Origin of the sequence: Pseudobacter ginsenosidimutans, assembly GCF_007970185.1 — a bacterium.
In the GTDB taxonomy this organism is placed as follows: domain Bacteria; phylum Bacteroidota; class Bacteroidia; order Chitinophagales; family Chitinophagaceae; genus Pseudobacter; species Pseudobacter ginsenosidimutans.
This window is the reverse complement of the sequence record NZ_CP042431.1, coordinates 6,360,588-6,381,822: the sequence shown is the minus strand read 5'-3', so window position 1 is coordinate 6,381,822 and position 21,235 is coordinate 6,360,588. Positions and strand designations below refer to the sequence as shown.

The 21,235-nt window shown below is 47.4% G+C and carries 16 protein-coding genes; 7 read left to right on the top strand and 9 right to left on the bottom strand.

The annotated features are described in order from the left end of the window. Nucleotides 1-3: 3 nt before the first annotated feature. Nucleotides 4-423, top strand: coding sequence for a DUF3592 domain-containing protein (locus FSB84_RS25020; protein WP_130540578.1), 420 nt, complete (start codon nt 4-6; stop codon nt 421-423). Between the two features lie 257 nt (nt 424-680). Here the strand turns inward: FSB84_RS25020 and FSB84_RS25015 are convergent, their stop codons facing one another. The 3 genes from FSB84_RS25015 to FSB84_RS25005 all read right to left on the bottom strand — a co-directional run bounded on the left by FSB84_RS25015 (nt 681) and on the right by FSB84_RS25005 (nt 4,771). Then, nucleotides 681-3,737: a ligand-binding sensor domain-containing protein gene (locus FSB84_RS25015; RefSeq protein WP_130540577.1), complete on the bottom strand. Its 3,057-nt coding sequence runs from the start codon at nt 3,735-3,737 to the stop codon at nt 681-683. A gap of 30 nt (nt 3,738-3,767) precedes the next feature. Then, the gene (locus FSB84_RS25010; protein ID WP_130540576.1) at nt 3,768-4,097 is read right to left on the bottom strand and encodes a DUF2752 domain-containing protein; all 330 of its coding nucleotides are present in this window, start codon (nt 4,095-4,097) and stop codon (nt 3,768-3,770) included. 173 nt (nt 4,098-4,270) lie between these two features. Continuing rightward, a complete protein-coding gene (locus FSB84_RS25005; protein WP_225979883.1) occupies nt 4,271-4,771 on the bottom strand; it encodes a TM2 domain-containing protein in 501 nt (166 codons plus the stop codon). Nucleotides 4,772-5,281: 510 nt separating this feature from the next. Here FSB84_RS25005 and FSB84_RS25000 point away from each other — a divergent pair. From FSB84_RS25000 to FSB84_RS24980, 5 genes are all read left to right on the top strand, one after another. Then, nucleotides 5,282-7,669 (top strand): ABC transporter permease, encoded by a 2,388-nt coding sequence (locus tag FSB84_RS25000; protein WP_130540575.1) that lies wholly within the window; start codon nt 5,282-5,284, stop codon nt 7,667-7,669. A 155-nt stretch (nt 7,670-7,824) separates the two neighbouring features. Continuing rightward, entirely contained in the window at nt 7,825-8,184 is a 360-nt protein-coding gene (locus tag FSB84_RS24995; protein WP_130540574.1) for a DUF7674 family protein, read from the top strand. A 24-nt stretch (nt 8,185-8,208) separates the two neighbouring features. Continuing rightward, entirely contained in the window at nt 8,209-8,754 is a 546-nt protein-coding gene (locus tag FSB84_RS24990) for a GNAT family N-acetyltransferase (RefSeq protein ID WP_130540573.1), read from the top strand. Between the two features lie 243 nt (nt 8,755-8,997). Continuing rightward, a complete protein-coding gene (locus tag FSB84_RS24985; RefSeq protein WP_130540572.1) occupies nt 8,998-10,947 on the top strand; it encodes a histidine kinase dimerization/phosphoacceptor domain -containing protein in 1,950 nt (649 codons plus the stop codon). Nucleotides 10,948-10,954: 7 nt separating this feature from the next. Beyond that, nucleotides 10,955-11,563, top strand: a complete 609-nt coding sequence (locus FSB84_RS24980) for a response regulator transcription factor (protein ID WP_207234224.1) — start codon at nt 10,955-10,957, stop codon at nt 11,561-11,563. Between the two features lie 255 nt (nt 11,564-11,818). On the opposite strand, the gene FSB84_RS24975 is transcribed toward FSB84_RS24980, so the two are convergent. From FSB84_RS24975 to FSB84_RS24955, 5 genes are all read right to left on the bottom strand, one after another. Next, the gene (locus FSB84_RS24975) at nt 11,819-12,409 is read right to left on the bottom strand and encodes a chemotaxis protein CheB (RefSeq protein WP_130540571.1); all 591 of its coding nucleotides are present in this window, start codon (nt 12,407-12,409) and stop codon (nt 11,819-11,821) included. Next, a complete protein-coding gene (locus FSB84_RS24970) occupies nt 12,391-13,212 on the bottom strand; it encodes a CheR family methyltransferase (RefSeq protein ID WP_225979882.1) in 822 nt (273 codons plus the stop codon). The genes FSB84_RS24975 and FSB84_RS24970 overlap by 19 nt, the downstream gene beginning before the upstream one ends. A 12-nt stretch (nt 13,213-13,224) precedes the next feature. Next, on the bottom strand, nt 13,225-16,839 hold the full coding sequence (locus tag FSB84_RS24965) for a response regulator (RefSeq protein ID WP_130540570.1): 3,615 nt from the start codon (nt 16,837-16,839) through the stop codon (nt 13,225-13,227). Next, a complete protein-coding gene (locus FSB84_RS24960; RefSeq protein WP_130540569.1) occupies nt 16,836-18,437 on the bottom strand; it encodes a hybrid sensor histidine kinase/response regulator in 1,602 nt (533 codons plus the stop codon). Before FSB84_RS24960 ends, FSB84_RS24965 begins: the two co-directional genes overlap by 4 nt. A 126-nt stretch (nt 18,438-18,563) precedes the next feature. Next, a complete protein-coding gene (locus tag FSB84_RS24955) occupies nt 18,564-19,676 on the bottom strand; it encodes a calcium:proton antiporter (protein ID WP_225979881.1) in 1,113 nt (370 codons plus the stop codon). 197 nt (nt 19,677-19,873) lie between these two features. On the opposite strand from FSB84_RS24955, the gene FSB84_RS24950 reads away from it, so the two are divergent. Continuing rightward, complete coding sequence (locus FSB84_RS24950; RefSeq protein ID WP_130540568.1) at nt 19,874-20,266, top strand: protease inhibitor I42 family protein; 393 nt, start codon at nt 19,874-19,876, stop codon at nt 20,264-20,266. A gap of 2 nt (nt 20,267-20,268) precedes the next feature. Here the strand turns inward: FSB84_RS24950 and FSB84_RS24945 are convergent, their stop codons facing one another. Next, a complete protein-coding gene (locus tag FSB84_RS24945; protein WP_130540567.1) occupies nt 20,269-21,117 on the bottom strand; it encodes an NmrA family NAD(P)-binding protein in 849 nt (282 codons plus the stop codon). Between the last annotated feature and the right edge of the window lie 118 nt (nt 21,118-21,235).

Below are 21,235 nucleotides of genomic sequence, written 5' to 3'. Positions count from 1 at the left end.
AATATGAAAAGAAATAGGTCTAGATCAATTTTTATTGGGATTTTTGGCTTTATAATTTTGCTTCTATTAACTTCATCAGATTCTATATCTGATTTTATATATTTTGAATTATTACCTGTGGATCACATAAAAGGCAGCATAATCGATTCTAAATTGAATGCCACATTTGAAGGTGATAGCTATGAGTGCATTATTCAATATGAGTATAAAGGTATTGCTAAAAAGACTATTCAAGTTCTTGGAGTGAATGAAAAGAAAGAATACAAAATAGGTGATACTGTTGCTTTGTTAATAAGTATAAAAAATCCGGAGAAGGTTTCAATAATTAGGAATGAACTATATTGGGTAACATGCATTGGAATAATAATGTTCATTCTATTAATTGTGATGTTTTATTTCACTGCGAAAAAAAGGTATGATTAAATTAGGCCTTGAAAGCGAAGAATGAAAATCTACAAGGAAAATCAGAGTTCTAACTGCATCTATTCATCTTAACTATTTATTATAAGGAAATGTGTAAATGAAAGGCAGAAACAGAATGTTTGTGCGGATTTGAACTATGATTGAAAATTCAATGTTACTGTCTGTGACCATCCGTATCTTATGAATTACATACTGCTAGAAAAAGGAAGCCTCGTATTATTAAATGTCTTCCCTCTAATCACGAAGAAATCCAGATTTTATAATTCTGACTCTTCAAAAAGCATGATCTCTACCCGCGTACCTAATGCTATCCCATCTTCATCAAACAAATCAACCACCACAGGCTCAATCTCCACGCCATGCTCCTTATTGAATAACGCAACGCGTTTCCACGTAATATCCGTTCCATGTGATTTCTGTAAAGCCTGATGATCCGCGCGAGATGCTGCTGCAGCAGCCCTTCCCACACCATTATCCTCAACTGCAATCAAAATGAGATTGTCTGTTTTAGAAATAGAGATTTTCAACAAGCCCGGTTGCTTAGCCGGTAACAACCCATGCAATATCGCGTTCTCGGCAAAAGGCTGGATCAGCAAACCCGGAATAGCGGTATTCCCCGTATCAATCGAATCATCAACAATAATAGAATAATTGAATCTTCCCTCAAATCTCACCTGCTCGATCTGCAAATACAATTCCAATGCCTCCAACTCTTCCTCCAATGAGATTTTTCTTTGCCGCGAGTGATCCAGGATCATCCTGATCAGCTTACTGAACCTGCTGATATACTGATTCGCCAGTGTTTTCTCGTTCCTGCTCACAAACGCATTGATCGTATTCAGACAATTGAAAATAAAATGCGGGTTCATCTGCGCCCTTAGTGCGCTGTTCTCAAGATCATTCAACCTGATCTCGTAATCGGCCTTCATTTGCGCCTGATTTCGCACCTGCCGGATCCTGAAACTATACCAGGTATACGCAAGCAACAACAATCCAACGAGGACCAGTACCCGAAACCAGATCGTATTCCAGAAGGCGATCGCGATATGCAATTCCAGCGGCTTTGCCGCAAACCAGTCTTTTCCATTGGCAGACACTTCCACATTGAAAGTGTAATCGCCGGGTTTCAGATTGGTATATCGGACAGTTCTTTGTCGGCCTGCGTATACAAAACTGCTATCGAGCCCGGTTAGCTTATAACGGTATTGCAAATACGGACCTGTTTTGTGATCAACCGATAAATACCCGAACTGTAAATTATTCTGATGCCAGGGGAGATGCAGCTCCTGCATCGCCATCGTATTGATCAATGTATCCTGCAATACAAGCTCAGTGATATAGACTTTCAATGGCGGTGCAGTTGCGCCCAGTGAATCGGGATGAAAATAATTATAACCATCTTCAGACCCCAGATACACCGTTCCGTCTGGCGATAAATAATAAGATGAGAATTTATGATTACCGGCTAGTAATCCATCTTTCTCATCAAAGCTTTGCAGTTCGCGGGTAACCGGACGATACCTCGCCAGTCCACGATTGCCAATGATCCACATATCGCCTTTCTTATCACAGATCAGGCCGGTGATATTGCTGCTGCTCAGTCCATCATTCTTGCGGATGATCAGCGGGTCTTTGAAATAACCGCTGCGGTAAATATACAAGCCGGTAAAGCCGCCGGCGTACACGTTACCCAGACTATCTTCCGCTACGGTCTGGATGCTTTGATCGCCCTGTTGTCCGGGTACCGGCACAGTGGTAAGCTGGCGTGTATAGGTATTGTAGTGAAATAATCCTTCCCGCTGGGCCAGCCACCAGTTGCCGCGTGAATCTATCAATGCATAGAAAGTACGATGCCTGGCAATTGCCCTTAATGCAGGGTGATCAACATATGATTCTGTTTTTCCGGTTAGGGGATCGAAAGATGTGAATCCATAATTAGCGCAGAGCAGGAATTTATTTTCATAGGGAATGATAGCATAGATATCCGATGGATAAGGTTTAGGAGCATCGGGAGCAGCCCTGTTGAATGCCGGAATGAATGTAGAGGTTTCCAGTTTTCCCAAACCTGCGCCGAATGTGCCGGCCCAGATCCTTTGCTTTGCATCCATCGCAATATGGCGGATGGTCTTGGCGCGCTGCTCCCCATCTTCCTCCACCAGGAAACGGATAGTATTACCAGGATTTCCATTTTTATCCTGCTGATACAATCCTGCATTGGTGCCGATCCATAATCGCTGCTGATGATCCTGAAAGAAACAATTCACCACAGCGCTGTATCGAAATCCATTTTTATCCCTGAGCTGTGAAACAGCGCGCAGCCTGGAAGCCTTGATGGGAGAGTAGCTGAGCCCGCGGCTATGCACAAACAATGTGCCGTCGCGGGAGATAAACAAACTGCGGCAATAATCTGTAAGAATAGAACTGGCATCGCCACCATCATGCATCAGATGCTCGGCGGATTGATTTTTTATATCGATGATATATACGCCGAAATACCTGCTGGCAAGGGCGAAACGATGATCGTCTATTCGCTGGATGGCGCCAGCATATGCGCCGATGGGTTTATTGTCGTTTGTTTTCCAGTGATTGATATACGAAAGCTCCCCGGTGCTGAGCGAGAGCAAAGCGAGATCGTCGCGTGAGAAACTGCCCACCATCCATTGATCACCGGTCACGCGGCATAGCGCCCAGGAATTGGGGAAAGGATAGGAGCGAATTGCTTTTTGCGTGCGTACGTTTACTACACGAAGACTGTCAACGCAACCCCAGAGCCACTCATCACCACTGATCTGTTCCATGCAGGTAGGCACTTTGAATTGTTGTATCAAAGCGGTGAGACCTTCAGCTACACTGCACCGGTAGTTATTGTTGATGAGGAAACTGCCGGACCTCGACACAATCAGTATCCCTCCCGGGATCTCTGCAAAGATCAGTCCTTCGTTATTTACCGGTCCGGGCATGGTCACCGAATGAAAAGATTGTTCACCTTCCAGCAGATACTGAACCCCCATATTATGGCTGATCCAGATGGTGCCCTTGCTATCGCAGAAAATACTGGTGACGTTATTGTGCAGTAATCCTGAATTATCCGGATAACTGTAGCTGATGAGTTCCTGTCCATCAAAAACATTCACGCCTTCATCGGAAGCGATCCAGATGCGGCCGATCCTGTCTTCTGCCAGGTGGATCCGTTGATCGCTCAGCAATCCCTGTGCAGTGGTAAGATGACGGAAACTGAGTGGCTGCGCGAACAGCTGGTTCGCACAAAAAAGTAGAAAAAGGGAAAAAAATCGCAGGATAGCGGCTCCGCTCATTGCTTAAAAATAAGGAGAAACCGCAATAATCTACAATCCGGGGCTCGCCTGCATCTGGCGGCGCATTTTCTGGAAGCGTTTCAGCTCTTTGATCCCCCATACAAGCCAGAAAATGGAAATAGCAGGCAGGGCCACGAATGACCACATATTGTATGCAAATGCTTCCTCTGCTTCAAAATGCAGGAGGTGCATACATCCGCGGGTGAGGCCGCAGGCAGGGCATTCGATGCCAAAGAAGAGCTGGCTGGCGCAGATGCTTTCTCCATGATCAAAGAAATCTGCAGGAAGGAGGATCAGTGTAATGGGCACCAGTACAATGATGGCCAGCTTGACGATAGTATAATAATAACGGAATTTCATGTTGAGGGGATTCTTTGAAAATCGGGGAGCAGTCGCTCGCGTCCCCGCGAGTGACGGATATTTGCTCGCCTGAGGCGAGCACTGTGTCGCCGGAGGCGACGAAATAAAGGCACTCGCCAGTTGCGAGCGACTGCTCCCCGATTAAATTCGATAGCCCTTAGGGCGCAACCGGATTACAAAGTAGTTTCGTAATCTTCGTATTTCGGTTGCAGGTCTCCGGTAATGATGCGGATGAAGTCGATCAGCGCCCAGATACCGCAGCCACCCAGTGTAAGCAGCTGTACAACGCCTTGCCAGGTGTAACCCAGGTAGAACCTGTGGATACCCAGACCGCCGAGGAAGAAGCAAAGGATCAGCGCAATCAGTTGCGATTTTCCGGCAGCATTGGCGCCAGTGAATGGAGCATCGGTTTTGGAAGTGATCTTCTTACCAAAAAGTTTCAGGCCGATCCTTTCTTTCAGGGTCAGTTTCGCGCCTTTTGCTTCAGTAGCGATCGTTTTCAGTTCCTTGTAGGAAATGTTACCATCAGCGGAAGCCACTTTCAGTGAAGCCATGGCCTTCTGCAGGTTTTCGGGCTTAACGGGTTCTGATTTACCAACAGGAATGGCGGCTGTCAGCAAAACAATGCACAAAGCAGATAACATCAGTAACGATGCATTCTTTACTCGTTTCATGCAAATCTTGGTTTGGGGTTAATGCTTATGCTTACTCTTCAGGATTTTCAGCACACTCCGCCTGACTTTTATGGATTTCGGCGTTGTCCGTTAATTGAATGATTTGATCTATATGCACCTGGTAAATCCCGAACATGATCCGGATCTACTTTGCACAAGGGATGTATAACAGGTGGGAATCATCTCAGCGTAGGGTATTGCTGAGCGTTAGGCGAGTGAAGTTTTTTTCATTTACTAAGGTTTAGGGTTAAGCTGGGCTGGCTTAATACGGGTCTAAATATAGGATAAAATAATTACGCTCATAAATCTTCATTATTTTTTTCATGAGCAACAACGGGGCTTTCAGCCAATATCTGCAAATATCGGTGCATTAAAAACGGATAGGGATTGTATCAGGATCGAACAGTAATTATTTTACTGTAAAGTTTAGTTTATTGCGTCTGAATTGTTTAGAATTCTGGCACCAGGTTAGCTCTTTATACTTTTATCCATTGTTACAACAACAGCATTATGATCAAAAGCTACTTCAGATCGGCCTTAAGGACCATCACCAGGAACAAATTAAGTTCCTTTATCCATGTATTTGGACTTGGACTGGCCATGACGGTGGGCCTGATGATCATGATCAGGTTGCAGGATGATCTGTCCTGGGATCAATTCCATCCCAACTCACAACTGATCTATCGTATCACCACCGAAGTAAAAAAAGCAGATGGTACGGTCTATCAGATGGCCAGCTCACCCATACCGCTTCATGCGGATATTACGCAACACTCATCACAAATTAAAGCCGCCGTTAATATCTATCCGGTACTCAATGGACTGATCCAATCAGATGGCAGGGAATTCAATATCAACGGCGCCTATACCGATCCGTCCTTTTTTACTGTTTTTGGATTTGAACCGGAAAAAGGGAATATCACTACGGCACTTCAGCAACCAAATTCCATCGTGCTCACGCGGTCCACTGCGGAAAAGCTCTTTGGCAATGCAGAGCCGCTGGGCAAGCTGATCAGTACGGTATCGGGACAAACCTTTACGGTTACCGCAGTATTGAAGGAACCGCCTGGCAAAACGCATTTTCCCTTCGAAGCCTATGCGTCCATGAGCAGTCTCAGCGCTACCAATCCCATTGAGCTATCGAACTGGTTCGCATTTCAATCCAGCTATAATTATGTTTTATTGAAAGATGCATCTGCTGCCGCCTCATTCCGCCAACACCTGAATAGTACTGCGGCTATGCTGAACCGTCAGCAACCGGGCATGCATGTTGCATTTCATCTGCAATCATTCAATGATATCACTCCATCGCAGGACCGGTTATTGAATGAAATGGGAGGAGCCAGTTCCTGGTCCAAGATGCTGACCGAATGCGGCGTTGCTCTGCTGATCTTGCTGGCGGCCTGTTTCAACTATACCAACCTTACAATTGCAAGAGCTTTGAAAAAAGCGAAAGAGATCGGCATAAGGAAGATCATCGGCGCCAGCCGCGCTCAGGTGTTTCTCCAATGTATTGCGGAAGCGATGTTGCTCTCTTTATTGGCTTTATTGTTTGCCTGGTTGATCGTAAGCTTTTTGGTAAGGTATGCGCCATTTAACGATGGCTATGAATTCATCCCATCCTCGTTCAGCTATAATTCAGTGATCATCGTGTGCTCATTGGCGTTTGCCATCTTTACCGGTCTGCTGGCAGGAGCTTCACCCGCATGGCTGCTTAGCTCTTTTACGCCGCTGAAAGTGTTGCGTAACTTTGCATCGCTGAAAATCATAGGAAAGGCAGGGCTGCAGAAAACGCTGATCGTATTCCAGTACAGCCTTTCACTGGTGATGATCATTTTCCTGGTTACTTTCTACAGACAGTTCGATCATATGGCCAAACTGGATCCCGGTTTCAGACTAAAGGATGTTGTATCCATTTCCACTTCGGGCAATAATAACCTTGTGCTTCAGAAAGAGATCAGCTCACTGAGTGGCATCACAGCAGTATCCCTGAGTACAGCCAATCCGGGTGCGCAATTCCGGGGAGCAGCAGGCAATGCCTGGCATCATGAAAAACAATCTTCTTTCACCCTGAAATATATTTATGCAGATGCGGATTTTATTCCACTGATGCAATTGAAAATACTGGCAGGAAAGAATTTTACACCATCTGCCGGAAACGATATTGAAACTGTTGTCGTCATTAATGAGCAGGCAGCAAAAGCCATGGGATTTCAGGATCCCGATGCCGCCATCGGCCAACCATTACATGTCAACGATAGTCTCCGGCTGAATGTTTGCGGCGTGATCAAAGACTTTTATTTCGAAGGTACCGGCAGAGCCGTTACACCACTGGCATTGCGATTCAATCCCGGATCTGCCAATACATTGTTCGCCGTTGCTTCGCCCAAAACCAACAGGCAACAGTTGAAAGCCGCGGTGGAGGCAGTTTGGAAAAAGACAGGCGTTGCATCGCAACCATTCCGGATCAATTGGCTGGATGAAGAATATACACGCAACTATTCGCAGGGAGCAACCATTTCCTTACTGGCCTATCTCTGTTTCATTGCTGTTGTGATTGCCACTTTGGGATTGCTGGGCATTGTGATCCATACCATCGAAACGAGAAAAAAGGAAATCACGATCAGGAAGATCATCGGGGCAGACCGGAAACAACTGATCAGCATCTTATCATCGGGCTTTGTAAGATTATTGTTCATTGCAGGATTGATAGCCATGCCGCTGGGATATATGCTGGGTTATATGTTCCTCTTCAATTTTGCAGAAAGGGTCAATTTTGGATTTCTGAACGTCGTGTTCTGTTTCCTTTTCCTGTTGGGAGCGGGCTTGTTCACCATCATTCCACAAACATGGGCGGCAGCCGGTAGTGACCCGGTTGAAGGCCTTCGCTCAGAATGACCCTTCCAAAATGAAAAACTTTTTATCGAATCGACATACTTACAGAGGGCGGGCGTTTTCAATACAGTCATGAAAATGCCCGTCCCTCCTTTGTTCCATCCGATCCATCTCCCGCAGGCCCGCTTTTTGGCATATACCCCGCATAACTTACAACTATGATCACCCGTTATGAAGTGCCGGTATTGCTGAAAGCAACAATACCCGACTTGCAACAAACCTGTATGCCTGCAAAAGCTTCCCTGGAAATTTATGTGGCCATGAATTCCTTTACTGATCTTACCCGCCATGCTGTGGAAGACCATAATATGAATCTCGCAAAGCGATGTTTTACCCTCGCAGAAAAACTGTACAGGGAAGGTGATAGCCTGGTGAAACTCCTTATCGAAAATTGTTTCGTGTATTCATTCAGTTTATTCATGCCGAAAGACAGACATGAAATGCTGATCGTGGAATCCATGATCCCCGCTTCTTTATACAATCTGTACGTTAAGCAGGTATCTGCTTCAGGTTGTTGATCTGTAAAATAAAAAAACAAAAAGATGGACCCTGAAGGTTTCATAATCAGAATAGCCGGCCAGATGGACGAGCAATATGCAGCAGCCATTTCAGCCGAAACAGAAAGATCAGCCATAGAAAGAGGATCAGGTATTTCAAAAAGACCTGCTTCCTGCATCATTCAGAAAATGCGTGAGGGCAAAGCCGTAATAGCGGTTACTGAAGCAGGAGAGTGGGCTGGATTTTCCTATATCGAAGTATGGAGTAATGGTGAATTCGTTTCCAATTCCGGATTGATAGTTGCTCCGGCATTCCGCAGAACCGGTGTGGCGGCGGCAATCAAAGAAAGGATTTTCCAATTGAGTCGCGCACTGTATCCTCAGGCGAAAATATTCAGCATCACTACCGGACTGGCGATCATGAAAATGAATGCCAGGCTGGGTTTTGAGCCGGTCACTTTCAATGAGATCACAAAGGATGCTGCATTCTGGGAAGGATGCAAAAGCTGTGTGAACCATTCGATCCTGCAATCGAAAAAATGTAAGAACTGTTTGTGTACGGCCATGTTGTACATGCCGGAAATAGTTTAATGGCTGCGGTGTTTGGGTATTCTGTATTGGGGCGGGGAAGGTATCAGCTATTGTAAAAAGGGAAAAGTCCCCGGGAACGAGGACTACTAACCATACCTGATCGTGTGGTTCCTATGTAAATCTTGAAACAATAGTCTGATGCAAAAATAATCGCTGGAATGAGCTAAAATATAGACCCTGGGGTTCTGATTTTACTCTCATTTTTTATCTGTGGATGCCCCAAAATAATGCACCTTTGTGCGCATGACCCCGCTCCGTCCTCTGAACCTGCTATGCTGCTGCATATTGCTGCTGTTTTCTATGGCGGCAAAGGCAGATACGCTCATGATCAGCACACCGCAGCTCAACGGAAGTCATATCCTGCTCCTCCCTTATTTCAAAGCCTGGGAAGATCCTCAGAACCGGCCGGACACTACCAATCTCTTACAGCGTTCCAATTCTTTCCGGCCGCTCGATGAGCTGCAGCCCCAGAGCCGGACCAGCTTCTACTGGCTGAGTATGGACCTGAAGAATGCAACTACTGCCCGGCAGGACCTGGCCCTTGCCTTCTCCAGCCTCACTTACGTAGACGTATACCTTTACCGTAACGGACAATGTATCCAGCATGGCATCACCGGCCATTTCCGGGAACATAGGCTGATCAGTCAAGGAGATACCAGGCTGAGCGTGCAGCTCAAATTAGAGCCGTTGCAGACCTACCGGCTCATTCTCAAAGTGCATCACTCCAAACGGTATAAACCCGTTTTCAACTTCTATCTCCAACCGAAAGATGCATACACGGAGCAGGCCCACCGTAAAGAGATCATCGACTCTTTTTCACTCGGTGCTGTAATCCTGTTTTTCATTTATGCATTATTATCTTTTATCGTCAGCCGCTTCAGGCCCTATCTCTGGCTCATGTGCTTCATTGTGGGCATCGGCTTATACGGCGCCTGCTCTGCGGGATATTTTATCGAATGGTTCTTTCCCAATGATGCACCTTCCGGCTGGCTGTTCAATACGCCATCGGCGCATCTCGGCAGTTTCGGCATCTACATGCTGCTGCTGGATTTCTGGCAAATGAAAAAATACAATCCCATCCTTTACAGGCTGGGCATTATGCTGATCATTGAAGTGACCCTGCTCACCTGTTTCGGTTTTACAGTAAATGCGGTCTCCGGCAATTTCAACCTGGTGAATACCATCAACCTTTGCAGTTTCCCGTTGCCGCTGGCCTTCATGTGTGCGTCGTTATGGATTTGCTGGAAAAGACTTACGCGTCCTCAGAAATATCTCGGCTATGGATTGTTGCTTTTCTTCCTCGCCGCTGCTTATACTGTGGCCACTTCCGCTATTCTGCATGAGAAGAGCATTATTATGGCGCCTTATATTTCCAATTTCACTACCCTGGCCGTGTTTTTGCTTTTCGCAACTGGACTGAAAGAGGAACTGCGCCAGCATGAGATCGATAAGAACGCGGCGCTCGGTGCGCTCAATGAATTGCAGCAGCACCAGAAAGCAATGCTGGAGCAGGAAGTAGAAGACCGTACCTCTCAACTCAAGATCTCCAACAGTCGCCTCACAGAGCAAACTGCGCTGCTGGCAGACCGTAATACGAAGATCGAAACGCTGATCAACGAGATCAATCACCGTGTAAAGAACAACCTGCAATTGCTGTACAGTCTTATCAGCCTCCAGGTGCCGAGTATTCCGGATAATGCCAGTCGCGAGATCCTCAAAGGCAATCTTGGCAAGATCAAAGCCATGATGCTGGTGAACCAGAAACTGTTCCGTTTTGATGAGGGTTCTTCCGTGAACGTGGAGGATTTCACTCAGGAGCTGACGGCGCACCTGAAAAAGATCTACGATAGCAAGAGCAGGATCCGTATTATCCAGGAAGTGGAAAAAGGAGTGATGCTGCATGGCAAGATCACACTATCTTTCGGCCTGATACTTTCCGAGCTGCTGACCAACTCGTTCAAATATGCATTTGCCGATCACGATAATCCGCAGATCAGCATCCGGGTGGAAACGATGAACAATGAGATCCGTTTTTTGTATGCAGATAACGGAGCAGGAATGGAATTGAACAAGCCGCTTGAGCGCATATCCATGGGCGTTTCACTGGTTCATGATCTTGCCCGGCAGATGAACGGTAAATTGCAGGTAAGCAATCAGAATGGGCTCAGGTATGAATTCATAATCCCCGTGTAAAACTTATATGATACGTGTACTGATAGTAGAAGATGAGATCATTATTGCCAGGTTCATCGAACTGCAATTGCTGAATAATTTCGATTGCGAAACCCGTGTGGCCATTTCCCCGAAAGAAGCCAGGGAAGCAATGCCTGATATGCAGCCGCACCTGCTGCTCTGCGATATCAATCTCTGTGATGAGATCACCGGCATTGCACTGGTGGCTGAACTGAAGAACAGCTACAGCTTTGAAACCATTTTCATCACTTCGTATCAGAATAAGAATATCATCGAACAGGCATCCGCCACCAATCCTGCCAATTATATCATCAAGCCTGTGGATGAAGCCCAGCTCTTTGCAGGCATCCAACTGGTGATGACGAAGATCGGGCTGCAACAACCCGCTACAAAAGAAAAAGCCAGCCAGGCCATCGAGCAGCTCAACAATACAGAGTTCATGATCCTCCGCGAGATCCGCAATCAGAAGACCACCAAGGAAATTGCGAAAGCATTGCATCTGAGTCCTTACACCATCAAGAACCATCGCCATAATATCTGCAGAAAACTCGACCTGGAAGAAGGGAATAATGCATTATTGAAATGGGTGATGCAGAACCAGCATTTACTGAAGTAGAAAAGTGAAAAAAGAACAAATCCGGAGCTTCAGTGCCAACCAGAATTAGATAAGCTCCCGGACCACTGTCAACCGTACTTGAAAATGTTCCTGAAACATCACATTGAAGCTGCCACTCCAACGATTCCAGCACCGCTCTCCGGACCTGTTCACAAATCATTGATCAGCCTTAACCGGCTTGGATCATATTGCAAAAATAATAAAGAGGGGATGCGCTGGAATAGACCCCGGGGTTCTGATTTGAGTTGATAATCATCAACGTTGTTCAAACAATACATTGAGGAAGGGCGCCATTTCTTCGGCGTGCAAAACGTTATCGATCTCTACATGGGTGATGGCCTGCAATGGCATATACGCTACTTCAGCAGTATCGGGATCCTGCACAATACAGGCGCCTCCGGCAGATTTGATGTTCTGCATTCCTTCCTGTCCATCTGCATTGGCGCCGGATAGAAGGATAGCCAGCACTGAAGGACCATACACTTCTGCTGCAGACTCGAAAGCGATATCGATACTGGGCCTGCTGTAGTTCACTTTTTCTGAAACATCAAGTGAAAAAGTGAAATCGGACTCCACCAGCAGATGGTAATCGGCAGGAGCGATGTAAATATGATTGGGGAGGATAGGTTCTTTCTCTTCCACTTCCCGGACGGGCCAGCGGCTTTTGGCAGACAGTAATTCAACCAATGTTTCATCGTGTGATGGTTTACGATGTAAAACAATCACGATGGTAACAGGCAACTGCAAACGAAGTTCGGGCAATAGCTTCAGTATCACCTGCAGGCTGCCGGCAGATCCGCCGATGATGATCAGGTTGAATGTTCTGTTTAAGAGATCTTTCTCCATATTCTTTCCCTGTTTTCCAGTTGACGGTATTTACGGTAGATCCCGGAATATTTCAGGTTCTCTTTTCCGCCGAGCGCCAGGAAGCCAAGCATATCAAGACTTTCATCAAACAGATTGAGCGCCCTGTTTTGCAATGACCGGTCGAAATAGATCAGCACATTACGGCAGAAGATCAGTTGAAATTCATTGAAGGAATGATCGGATACCAGGTTATGCGGCGCCACAACCATTCTTGCAGCCAGCTTTTCATCGAACCGGGCCCAGTCGTACCGCGCTGTGTAGTACTGACTGAAATCCTGTTTGCCGCCGCTCTGGATATAGTTTTCGGAATATTGTTTCATGTAGCGGAGCGGGAAGATGCCTTTGCGCAGTTTCTCCAGCACGCCGGGATTGAGATCGGTTGCGTAGAGCAGGCTCTTGTGCAGGAGATTGGCCTCTTCCAGCATGATGGCCATGGAATACACTTCCTCACCGGTAGAGCAGCCCGCGTGCCAGATACGGATGAAAGGATGTGTGGCCAGCACGGGTAATACTTCTTCGCGAATGGATTTGTAGAAAGATGGATCGCGGAACATTTCGGTAACGTTCACGGTGATCTCTTCCACGAACCGGCGGAAATAAGTGGCATCGATCAATACATGCTGGCGGAAATCGGCAAAGTGGTTGAACTTGTCCAACGCATACAGCCGGTTCACCCTGCGCTTCAGCGATGCTTTGGAGTAGCTGGTAAAATCGTACCCGTACTTCTCCAGCACATCCTGCATCAGCAGGTCTATTTCCGCGTCATGTAATTTATATTCCAAATGGTTCGCCGTTTATTTTGCCGAATCGTATAACCATACACGCAGTAAAGATAATAACTGATCGATATCCACGGGTTTGCTGATATAGTCAGAAGCGCCTGCTTCGATACATTTTTCCCTGTCGCCGATCATCGCCTTGGCTGTTACGGCAATCACGGGCACCCTTTTGAATTTCGGGTTGCTCTTGATCCTTCGGGTGGATTCGTATCCGTCCATTTCCGGCATCATCATATCCATCAGCACGATATCGGTTTCAGGATGTTCCTGCAACTGCTGCAACGCTTCCTTGCCATCAGTGGCCGACACCACTTTCATCTGGTAGGTCTCCAGCGCCTTGGTCAGCGAATAGATATTACGGATATCATCGTCCGCAATCAGTACTGTTTTGTTCTTCAATACTTCCTGCAAGACCCCCAGGTTATTGGAGGGTTTGGTTGTATTGTTCTTTTCTTCCACCAGGTGCAGGAAGAGGCTCACCTCATCGAGTATGCGCTGATAGGAATGTGCGGTTTTGATAACGATACTGTCTGCATACTGCTTGATCTTCACTTCTTCGGCTTTGCTGAGATTGCGTCCGGTGAAAATGATGATAGGAATATTTTCAAGCCCTGGTTGTTTCTTCACCTGTTCCAGTGTATCATAGCTGCGCTGGTTGGGAACGCCCATGTCCAGGATCACGCAATTCACTTCCTGTTTCTGCAATGCTTCCACAGAGCTGTTCACGGTATTGCGGATCTCGGTGTTCACGGCATAATTCTCCAGGTAGAAAGCTAATGCTTTCGCGTGTTTCAGGTTCTCTTCCACAATCAGCACCTTGCGCGGGTTGTTGTTGAGCATGAATTCGATCCGCTCGAAAATATCCTGCATCTGTTCGTAGGCCACAGGCTTGTTGATGAAGTCCACAGCTCCTTTGGACAGGCTCTTGTATTTGCCATCGTAAGCGCTCATCATGTGCACGGGGATATGACGGGTATCGGTATTGTTCTTCAGTTCTTCCATCACTTCCCAGCCATCTTTGACGGGCAGCTGGATATCCAGCAGGATACCTGCAGGTCTGAATTTCACAGCGAGGTCCAGGGCTTCATCGCCGCGGACGGCCACTACGCCCTTGTATCCTTTGCGGCGGGTGAATTTGAGCAGACTCTCTGCGAAATTGGTATCATCTTCCACGATGAGGATCACACGATCATCGGTGAGGATATCGTTCCTGTCGTCCGGAACGGGATCAGGAATCACATCGCTGATATAGCGCTGGCGGATCTCTTTCTCTGGTATCAGCGGCTTCAGGGTAGGTGTTGTCAGTTGTTCCCCGGCATGCAGTTCTTCTTCGGTGGCACTGTGGATAGCAGCTGCAGCCTTTGATACGGGTATGTCGATGGTGAAGATGCTGCCTTTGCCAGGCTCGCTCTGCAGCATGATCTCGCCGCCCAGCAATCGCGCCAGTTCGCGGCTGATGCTGAGGCCAAGCCCGGTGCCACCATATTTTCGGCGGGTGGAACCATCCGCCTGGCGGAAGGCGTCAAAAATGAGTTGTTGTTTCTCCGGCGCAATGCCGATTCCGGTATCATGCACAGAGATGGAGATATGATTGCTGTTTCTGGCGGTCATGCTCACCTGTAATTCAACAAATCCCTGTGAGGTGAACTTGAGGGCATTGGCGATGAGGTTCTTGATGATCTGTTCCAGCCGCAGCCTGTCTGTTTCGATAATGCGCTGCGCGTGCTCACCGATGCTGGTCCTGAATTCGATGCCTTTCTCTTTTGCGATGGGAGTGAAGAGTGCCGACATATCTTCCAGAACATCTTTCACGGGAACATCAGAATAAAGCAATTCCATTTTTCCAGCTTCGATCTTGCTCAGGTCCAGGATCTCGTCTATCAATGCCAGAAGTCCCTGTCCCGATCCCTGGATCACGCGCGCATATTCGATCTGTTCGCTGTTCAGATTATTCTCGTTGTTCTCTGACATCAGCCTGCTCAGCAGCAGGATTGAGTTGAGCGGCGTACGCAGCTCATGGCTCATATTGGCGAGGAATTCAGATTTGTAGCGGGTGCTTTGTTCCAGCTCTTCGGCCTTGCGCTGTATCTCGATATTGCGCTCGAATACCAGCTGGTTCTTTTCTTCCAGCAATCGTGCACGCTCTTCAAGTTCCTCATTTGCTTCCAGTAATTCTTCCTGCTGCACTTTCAGTTCTTCTTCGGAAGCCTGGAGCTTTTCAGTTTGTGCTTCCAGTTCGCTGTTGATATTTTCCAGCTCGTTATGTTGCGCCTGTAATTCTTCGGACTGGCTTTGTGTTTCCTCCAGGAGCTCCTGTAGCCTTTTCCTGTTTTCCACACTGTTGAGTACTGTGCCGATGATATGTGAAATATTTTCGAGGAAAGCCATTTCGTTGGTATTGTATTCCCTGATGGAAGCGAGCTCCATCACACCCATCACTTTTCTTTCATGTAAAAGTGGAATGGCTACGATATTCTTTGGAAGTATTTGACCAGTAGCGTGAGACACCAGCATCTGGTCAGGTTGAACATTGCTGATCCGCATCAGTTTTCTTCCGGAAGCGGCCTGGCCCACCAGACCTTCGCCGATATTGAAACTGGTTTTACCCTGGCTTTCATCGTATGCAAATCCTTTGGTGAATTTCAAGGTAGCATCTGCATCGGAAACATAGAAAGCACCTACCTGGCTGCCGGTGTAATCTGCAACGTATTCAATGATATTGCGGGTCAATACAGGCAATTCGTATTCGCCAAGCATTTGTTCATTAAGACTGGCGATGCCAGCCTGCAACCATTCTTTATCTGCCAGGGAATTGAAAGAAGTCTCCAGCGAATGCGCCATCTGGTTGAGAGACACGGCAAGGTTGCCAAGCGTATCCTGCTGGTCTGTTTCCTGCACACGCACAGAGTAATCGCCTGTGGAAACTTTTCCTGCCACTTCCTGGATCAGGTTGATGCGGCGGCTGATCTGCTGGTCTTTTTCCTGCAAAGCCAGTTGCAATTGTGTTGTTCTTTCAAAGTCACTGCTCACACGGGCAAAGGATATCACGGTGAGGATGATGCTGAGCAATGCAGCGATCACGATCAGGGTAGGTGTGTAGCCTGCAAACCTGTTCATCTGGGTTGTGCGCTCCAGCAATAACTGGTTTTCCCTGTCAACCATTGCAGCAATGATAGCCCTGGCCTGGTCCATATACTGTTTACCTTCCTGCAGTTCTTCTGCGGTTGCCTGTTGGCCCCGCTGTTTTTTCATGATGAGCTTCTGCAGCATGCTCAGTCGAAGCACTACAATTTCCTGCAGCTGGTTCAGGCTGAGTTGTTGTGCATTATGGTCCATCGTCAGTTTCCTTACATCCGCAATGGCTGTTTTGGCATCATCGATAGCGCCCTGGTAAGGTTGCAGGAAATTATCTTCACCTGTGAGCAGGTAACCACGCTGACCGGTTTCCGCATTGATCAGTTGTGTAACCACTTTATCCAGCCCGCGGATCACCTGGTTGGTATGTTCCACCTGTTCTGCACTTTTCAGCAGGTTGCGTATGCTCATATAACTGGCCACGGAGCTGATCACGAGCAGCAGGAGGGAAAATCCGAATCCTATGATGAGGTTACGTTTGAAAGAGGAATTCATTGACCGTTGTTTTGTACTTTATTGTCGGAGAAGGTTTGTTTAACAGGTAATACCACTATGAAGGAACTGCCTTTCCCTTCTTCACTTTTGGCAGTGACGATGCCGTTATGTGTTTCGATGATCTTTTTCACGATGGCGAGACCGATGCCGGTGCCTTCATATTCTTCGCGCGAATGAAGTCGCTGGAAGATGGCAAAGATCTTGTCTGCAAAGATCTCATTGAAGCCAATGCCATTGTCTGTAACTGTGATCCGGCAATAGTTTCCGGCAGGATCGGCGGGGCTGCCGGCATCTCTTCCTTTCACCGGTTCTGCAGAGATGCGAATGGTTGGTTGTGCAGTTTTGCTCGAAAATTTCAGGGCATTGCTGATGATGTTCTGGAACACCTGCCTGATCTGCGCGGGGATCACTTCCAATGCAGGAATGGGATCCACTTCAATGTCCGCCTGTTTTTCCTGGATCAGCAGTTCACTGTCTTCAATGATCTCGAGTAATATTTCATTGATATCGGTGGGCACAAAGTCAGCGGAGATGCTGAGCTTGGAATACTTCAGCACATCGGTGATCAGCATGATCATCCTGTCTGATGAATTGATCAGGCGATCCATATAATTGATGGCGTCCGGATTATCGGCGAGGAATTTTTGTTTCACGAGGTGACTGAACACCTGGATCTTCCGGAGCGGTTCCTTGAGGTCGTGGGATGCTACATAAGCAAACTGTTGCAATTCATGATTGCTGGCTTCCAGTTCCTGGTTGGAGAGCATCAGTTCCTGTGTTCTCTCCTGCACGCGTTGTTCCAATACCTGGTTCACCATTTTCTGTTCATGGATATCGGTGCAGATGCCTACCCATTTCGTGATCCTGTCGTCTTTTTTCACAGGTGTCATAGTAAACAAATGGACGCGGTATTCTTCGGATTTCAATGGCCTGATCTGGATCTCGGTGATGCTTTGAATGCCGGAGCTGACAGCGCGTTGAATGTAATCGGCGATGGTGGGAGTACCGGGAGGCGTTTGCGGGAACATATCCATTCCAAAAGAGAACTGGTACCAGTATCGGTTCACGAATTCGATATTCCCATTTGCATCTGAAGTGAAAGCGATCTGCGGAATTGATTCAAGGGTGGAACGCATTTCTTCCACGCTCTCATGTAATTGGGCCTGCGCCTGCTTTCTCACTTCAATCTCATCGCGCAGCGTTTTCTGAATTTCGTTGAGCTCTCTGGTCTGTTGATGCAGCCTGTAAAAATTCTTCACTTTCAGCAGGAGGATATCAGGGTCGAAAGGCTTGGTCACATAATCGATGGCGCCGGAAGAATAGCCCCTTGCGATGAATCGTTTTTCTGTATTCACTGCAGAGAGGAAGATGATGGGAATATCGCGGGATTTGCTATAACCTGTAACTGCTTCCGCTACTTCGAAACCATCCATGCCCGGCATCTGCACATCGAGGATGATCAGGAAATAAGTATTCTTCAGGATCTTGCGCAGAGCATCTTCACCGGAAGAGGCTGAGTCTACGGTAAATTGGTTTAGTTCCAGGAGTTTCTTCAGAGAGAAAATATTTTCCGGCCTGTCGTCAACAATGAGTATCATAATAACATAACAACTGATAGATTACGCCAAAAATATTGCAGGCAACAATATCATCGGTGTAGATTGTTATACCCAGCGCGGGGAGGTTTTTCTGCTATAAAAATCATGCCAGGGCTGAAATGCCCTTCAGGGAACGATTGTAGTGAAAAGATAGGTGGCCAGTATCACCAATAGTACGATGCCTTGCAGGATATTCGTTCTACCGGCACCGAAAGATATACTGATGGTGAAAAGTGATAATATCAGCAGCAGGGTGGATTTGGTATCGATGCCCAGTGTGATGGTAAAACCGGTGAAGTAACCTACGATGGCAACTGCCGGGATGGTAAGACCGATAGAAGCGAGTGCAGAACCCAGGGCCAGGTTGAGACTGGTCTGTAACCTGTTCTTTCTCGCGGCCCTGAGTGCGGCCAGTCCTTCAGGAAGCAGGATCACAGCGGCAATGATGATACCTACCAGGCTTTTGGGAGCGCCAAGGTCCGCAACAATTCCTTCAATGGCGGGAGATAATTTCTTACTGAGGATCACAACTACGGCCAGGGCAAGTACCAGCAATAATAAACTGGTAATGGCGGTGAAATTGGAGGGCGGTGCGGCATGCGCGTTCTCGTCCTCCGGGGAGGCGTCTTCGGGAAGGAAATAGTCACGGTGACGCACAGCCTGTACCATCACAAACCCCAGGTAAAGCACGAGGCTCACGATGGCCACAAAGATCAACTGGCTGGTGGAATAAACAGGACCGGATGCACTGGTGGTATAATTAGGCAATACAAGCGTGAGGACCGTGATGGCCGTAAGGGTCACCAATGCAGCACTCACGCCCTGCTTCACAAAAACCTGTTCCTTGTAACGGTAACCACCTATCAGCAGGCATAGCCCGATAATACCGGTAAGAATTAGCATGATGGCTGCAAACACCGTATCGCGCGCCAGCGTGGAGCTTTCTTCGCCACCTTTGGAAAGCATGATGGTAACGATCAGGGACACTTCAATAACGGTGATGGCCAGGGCCAGGATCAGTGTACCGAAGGGCTCGCCAACCTTGTGCGCCACTACTTCCGCATGATGCACAGCAGACAATACCACACTGATCAACACTGCTCCCAAAACGATATCCATCCAGCCGGAATGTTCTGCACTCACCGTCAAAATAAATACCAGCCCTATCAATGGACAAATAACGGACCATAAGGGTAAAGCCAGTTTCATCGTGCGGTATAATAATCCTTTCTGAGGCATAAATACGGAATTTAAGGTGACAGGAAATGTAGGACAGTAACGGCTTGCAGGACTTGAATAAGCCACTTTGTGCAATAATAAACAAAAAAAATTACCTTTATTACTGTCTTCCCTGTCAACACTTATCCTCATTACTCCTCATTTCCCTGCCATAAAAGGATTCCGGCTCCGCTTAAAATTTCATTAAACTGCTTAACATGAAGAACACTCTACTGGTTCTTACTGCATGTATGTTCGTGTATTGTGGTGCCTCAAAGAAAGGGATCACGCATGTAACATTGAAAGAAAAGGAAGACAGTCTCCTCGTCAAATCCAACGCCAACTTTGCCGTGGAGATACCGCTGCAAAGCGGTACCGGCAATTCATGGGAGTTTGATGCATTGAGTGTGCAGAGCAAACTGGTCAGCCGTTCAACGGCCAATATCCCATCTACAGAAGAGAACATGCCGGGCGGCACCATCGTGGAAGTGTTCACCTTCAAAGCCCCTGCGGGTTTCCGGGAAGAGACGCTCACATTCACACTGCGCAGGCCCTGGGAAAAAAAGAACGCACCTGCGGAGGTGCGTTTATTGAAATTGAAAAGACTGTAGGATCAGCTCCAGATGCCTGAAGGAATGTTTTTTTGAACGAAGGAAGAAAAATCGGAAGCTTCCCTGTTCAACGCCTGCTGCACACCATTGGTGAGGGATGCATTACGGCCGTCAAACACTTCTGCGAAAAGATAACTGATGAACTGTACATAGTCTGGTGGCAGTCCAAATCCTTCCAGTGTTTTGCTGTATTCTTCGATGGAAACATCCTGAAAGCGTATGTCCCTTCCTGTTGCTTTGGCGATCTCAGCTGTGATCTCTTTAAAGGTCATCAGGCGGGGACCGGTGAGCTCATACAGGCGGTTGGCATGCTTCGCGTCTGTAAAGGCGGCTACAGCCACTTCCGCAATATCATCCGCATCCACGAAAGGCTCCTTCATATCACCTGCGGGAAGTGCCAGCAGACCTGCCTGTAATGGTTCCTGGAAAACGCTTTCACTGAAATTCTGGAAGAACCAGCTGCAACGGAGGATGGTATGATCGATGCCCGATCGCTGAATGATCTCTTCACAGGCCAGTGCTTCAGGCTCGCCGCGGCCGGATAACAAGACTAGTTTCTGAACGCCGGCTTTGGCTGCCAGCTCTGCCAGGAATTGAATATCGTCCGTAGCGCCTTCAACGGCCAGATCGGGCTGGTAAGAGATATACACTGCTTTCATCCCTTCCAATGCAGGCGCCCAGGTACTGCGGTTGGTCCAGTCGAACGAAGGATCACCGCTTCTCGATCCAACGCGTACAGGTATGCGCAATTCTTTCAGTCTTTGCACGATCCTTTTTCCGGTCCTTCCGTTTCCTCCGATCACGAGGATGGGAGCTGCGATGGCTGTGGTATTGGAGTGATTCGTATTCATTGCTGCTTATTTTTAACCAAAATTAGCAGCAGGGCAGGCCCTCCCATAGAACAAAACCGACAATCGACCGTTCATGTAACTGACCGGCAATATCTTCTCGCTATTGGATATTTTCAGG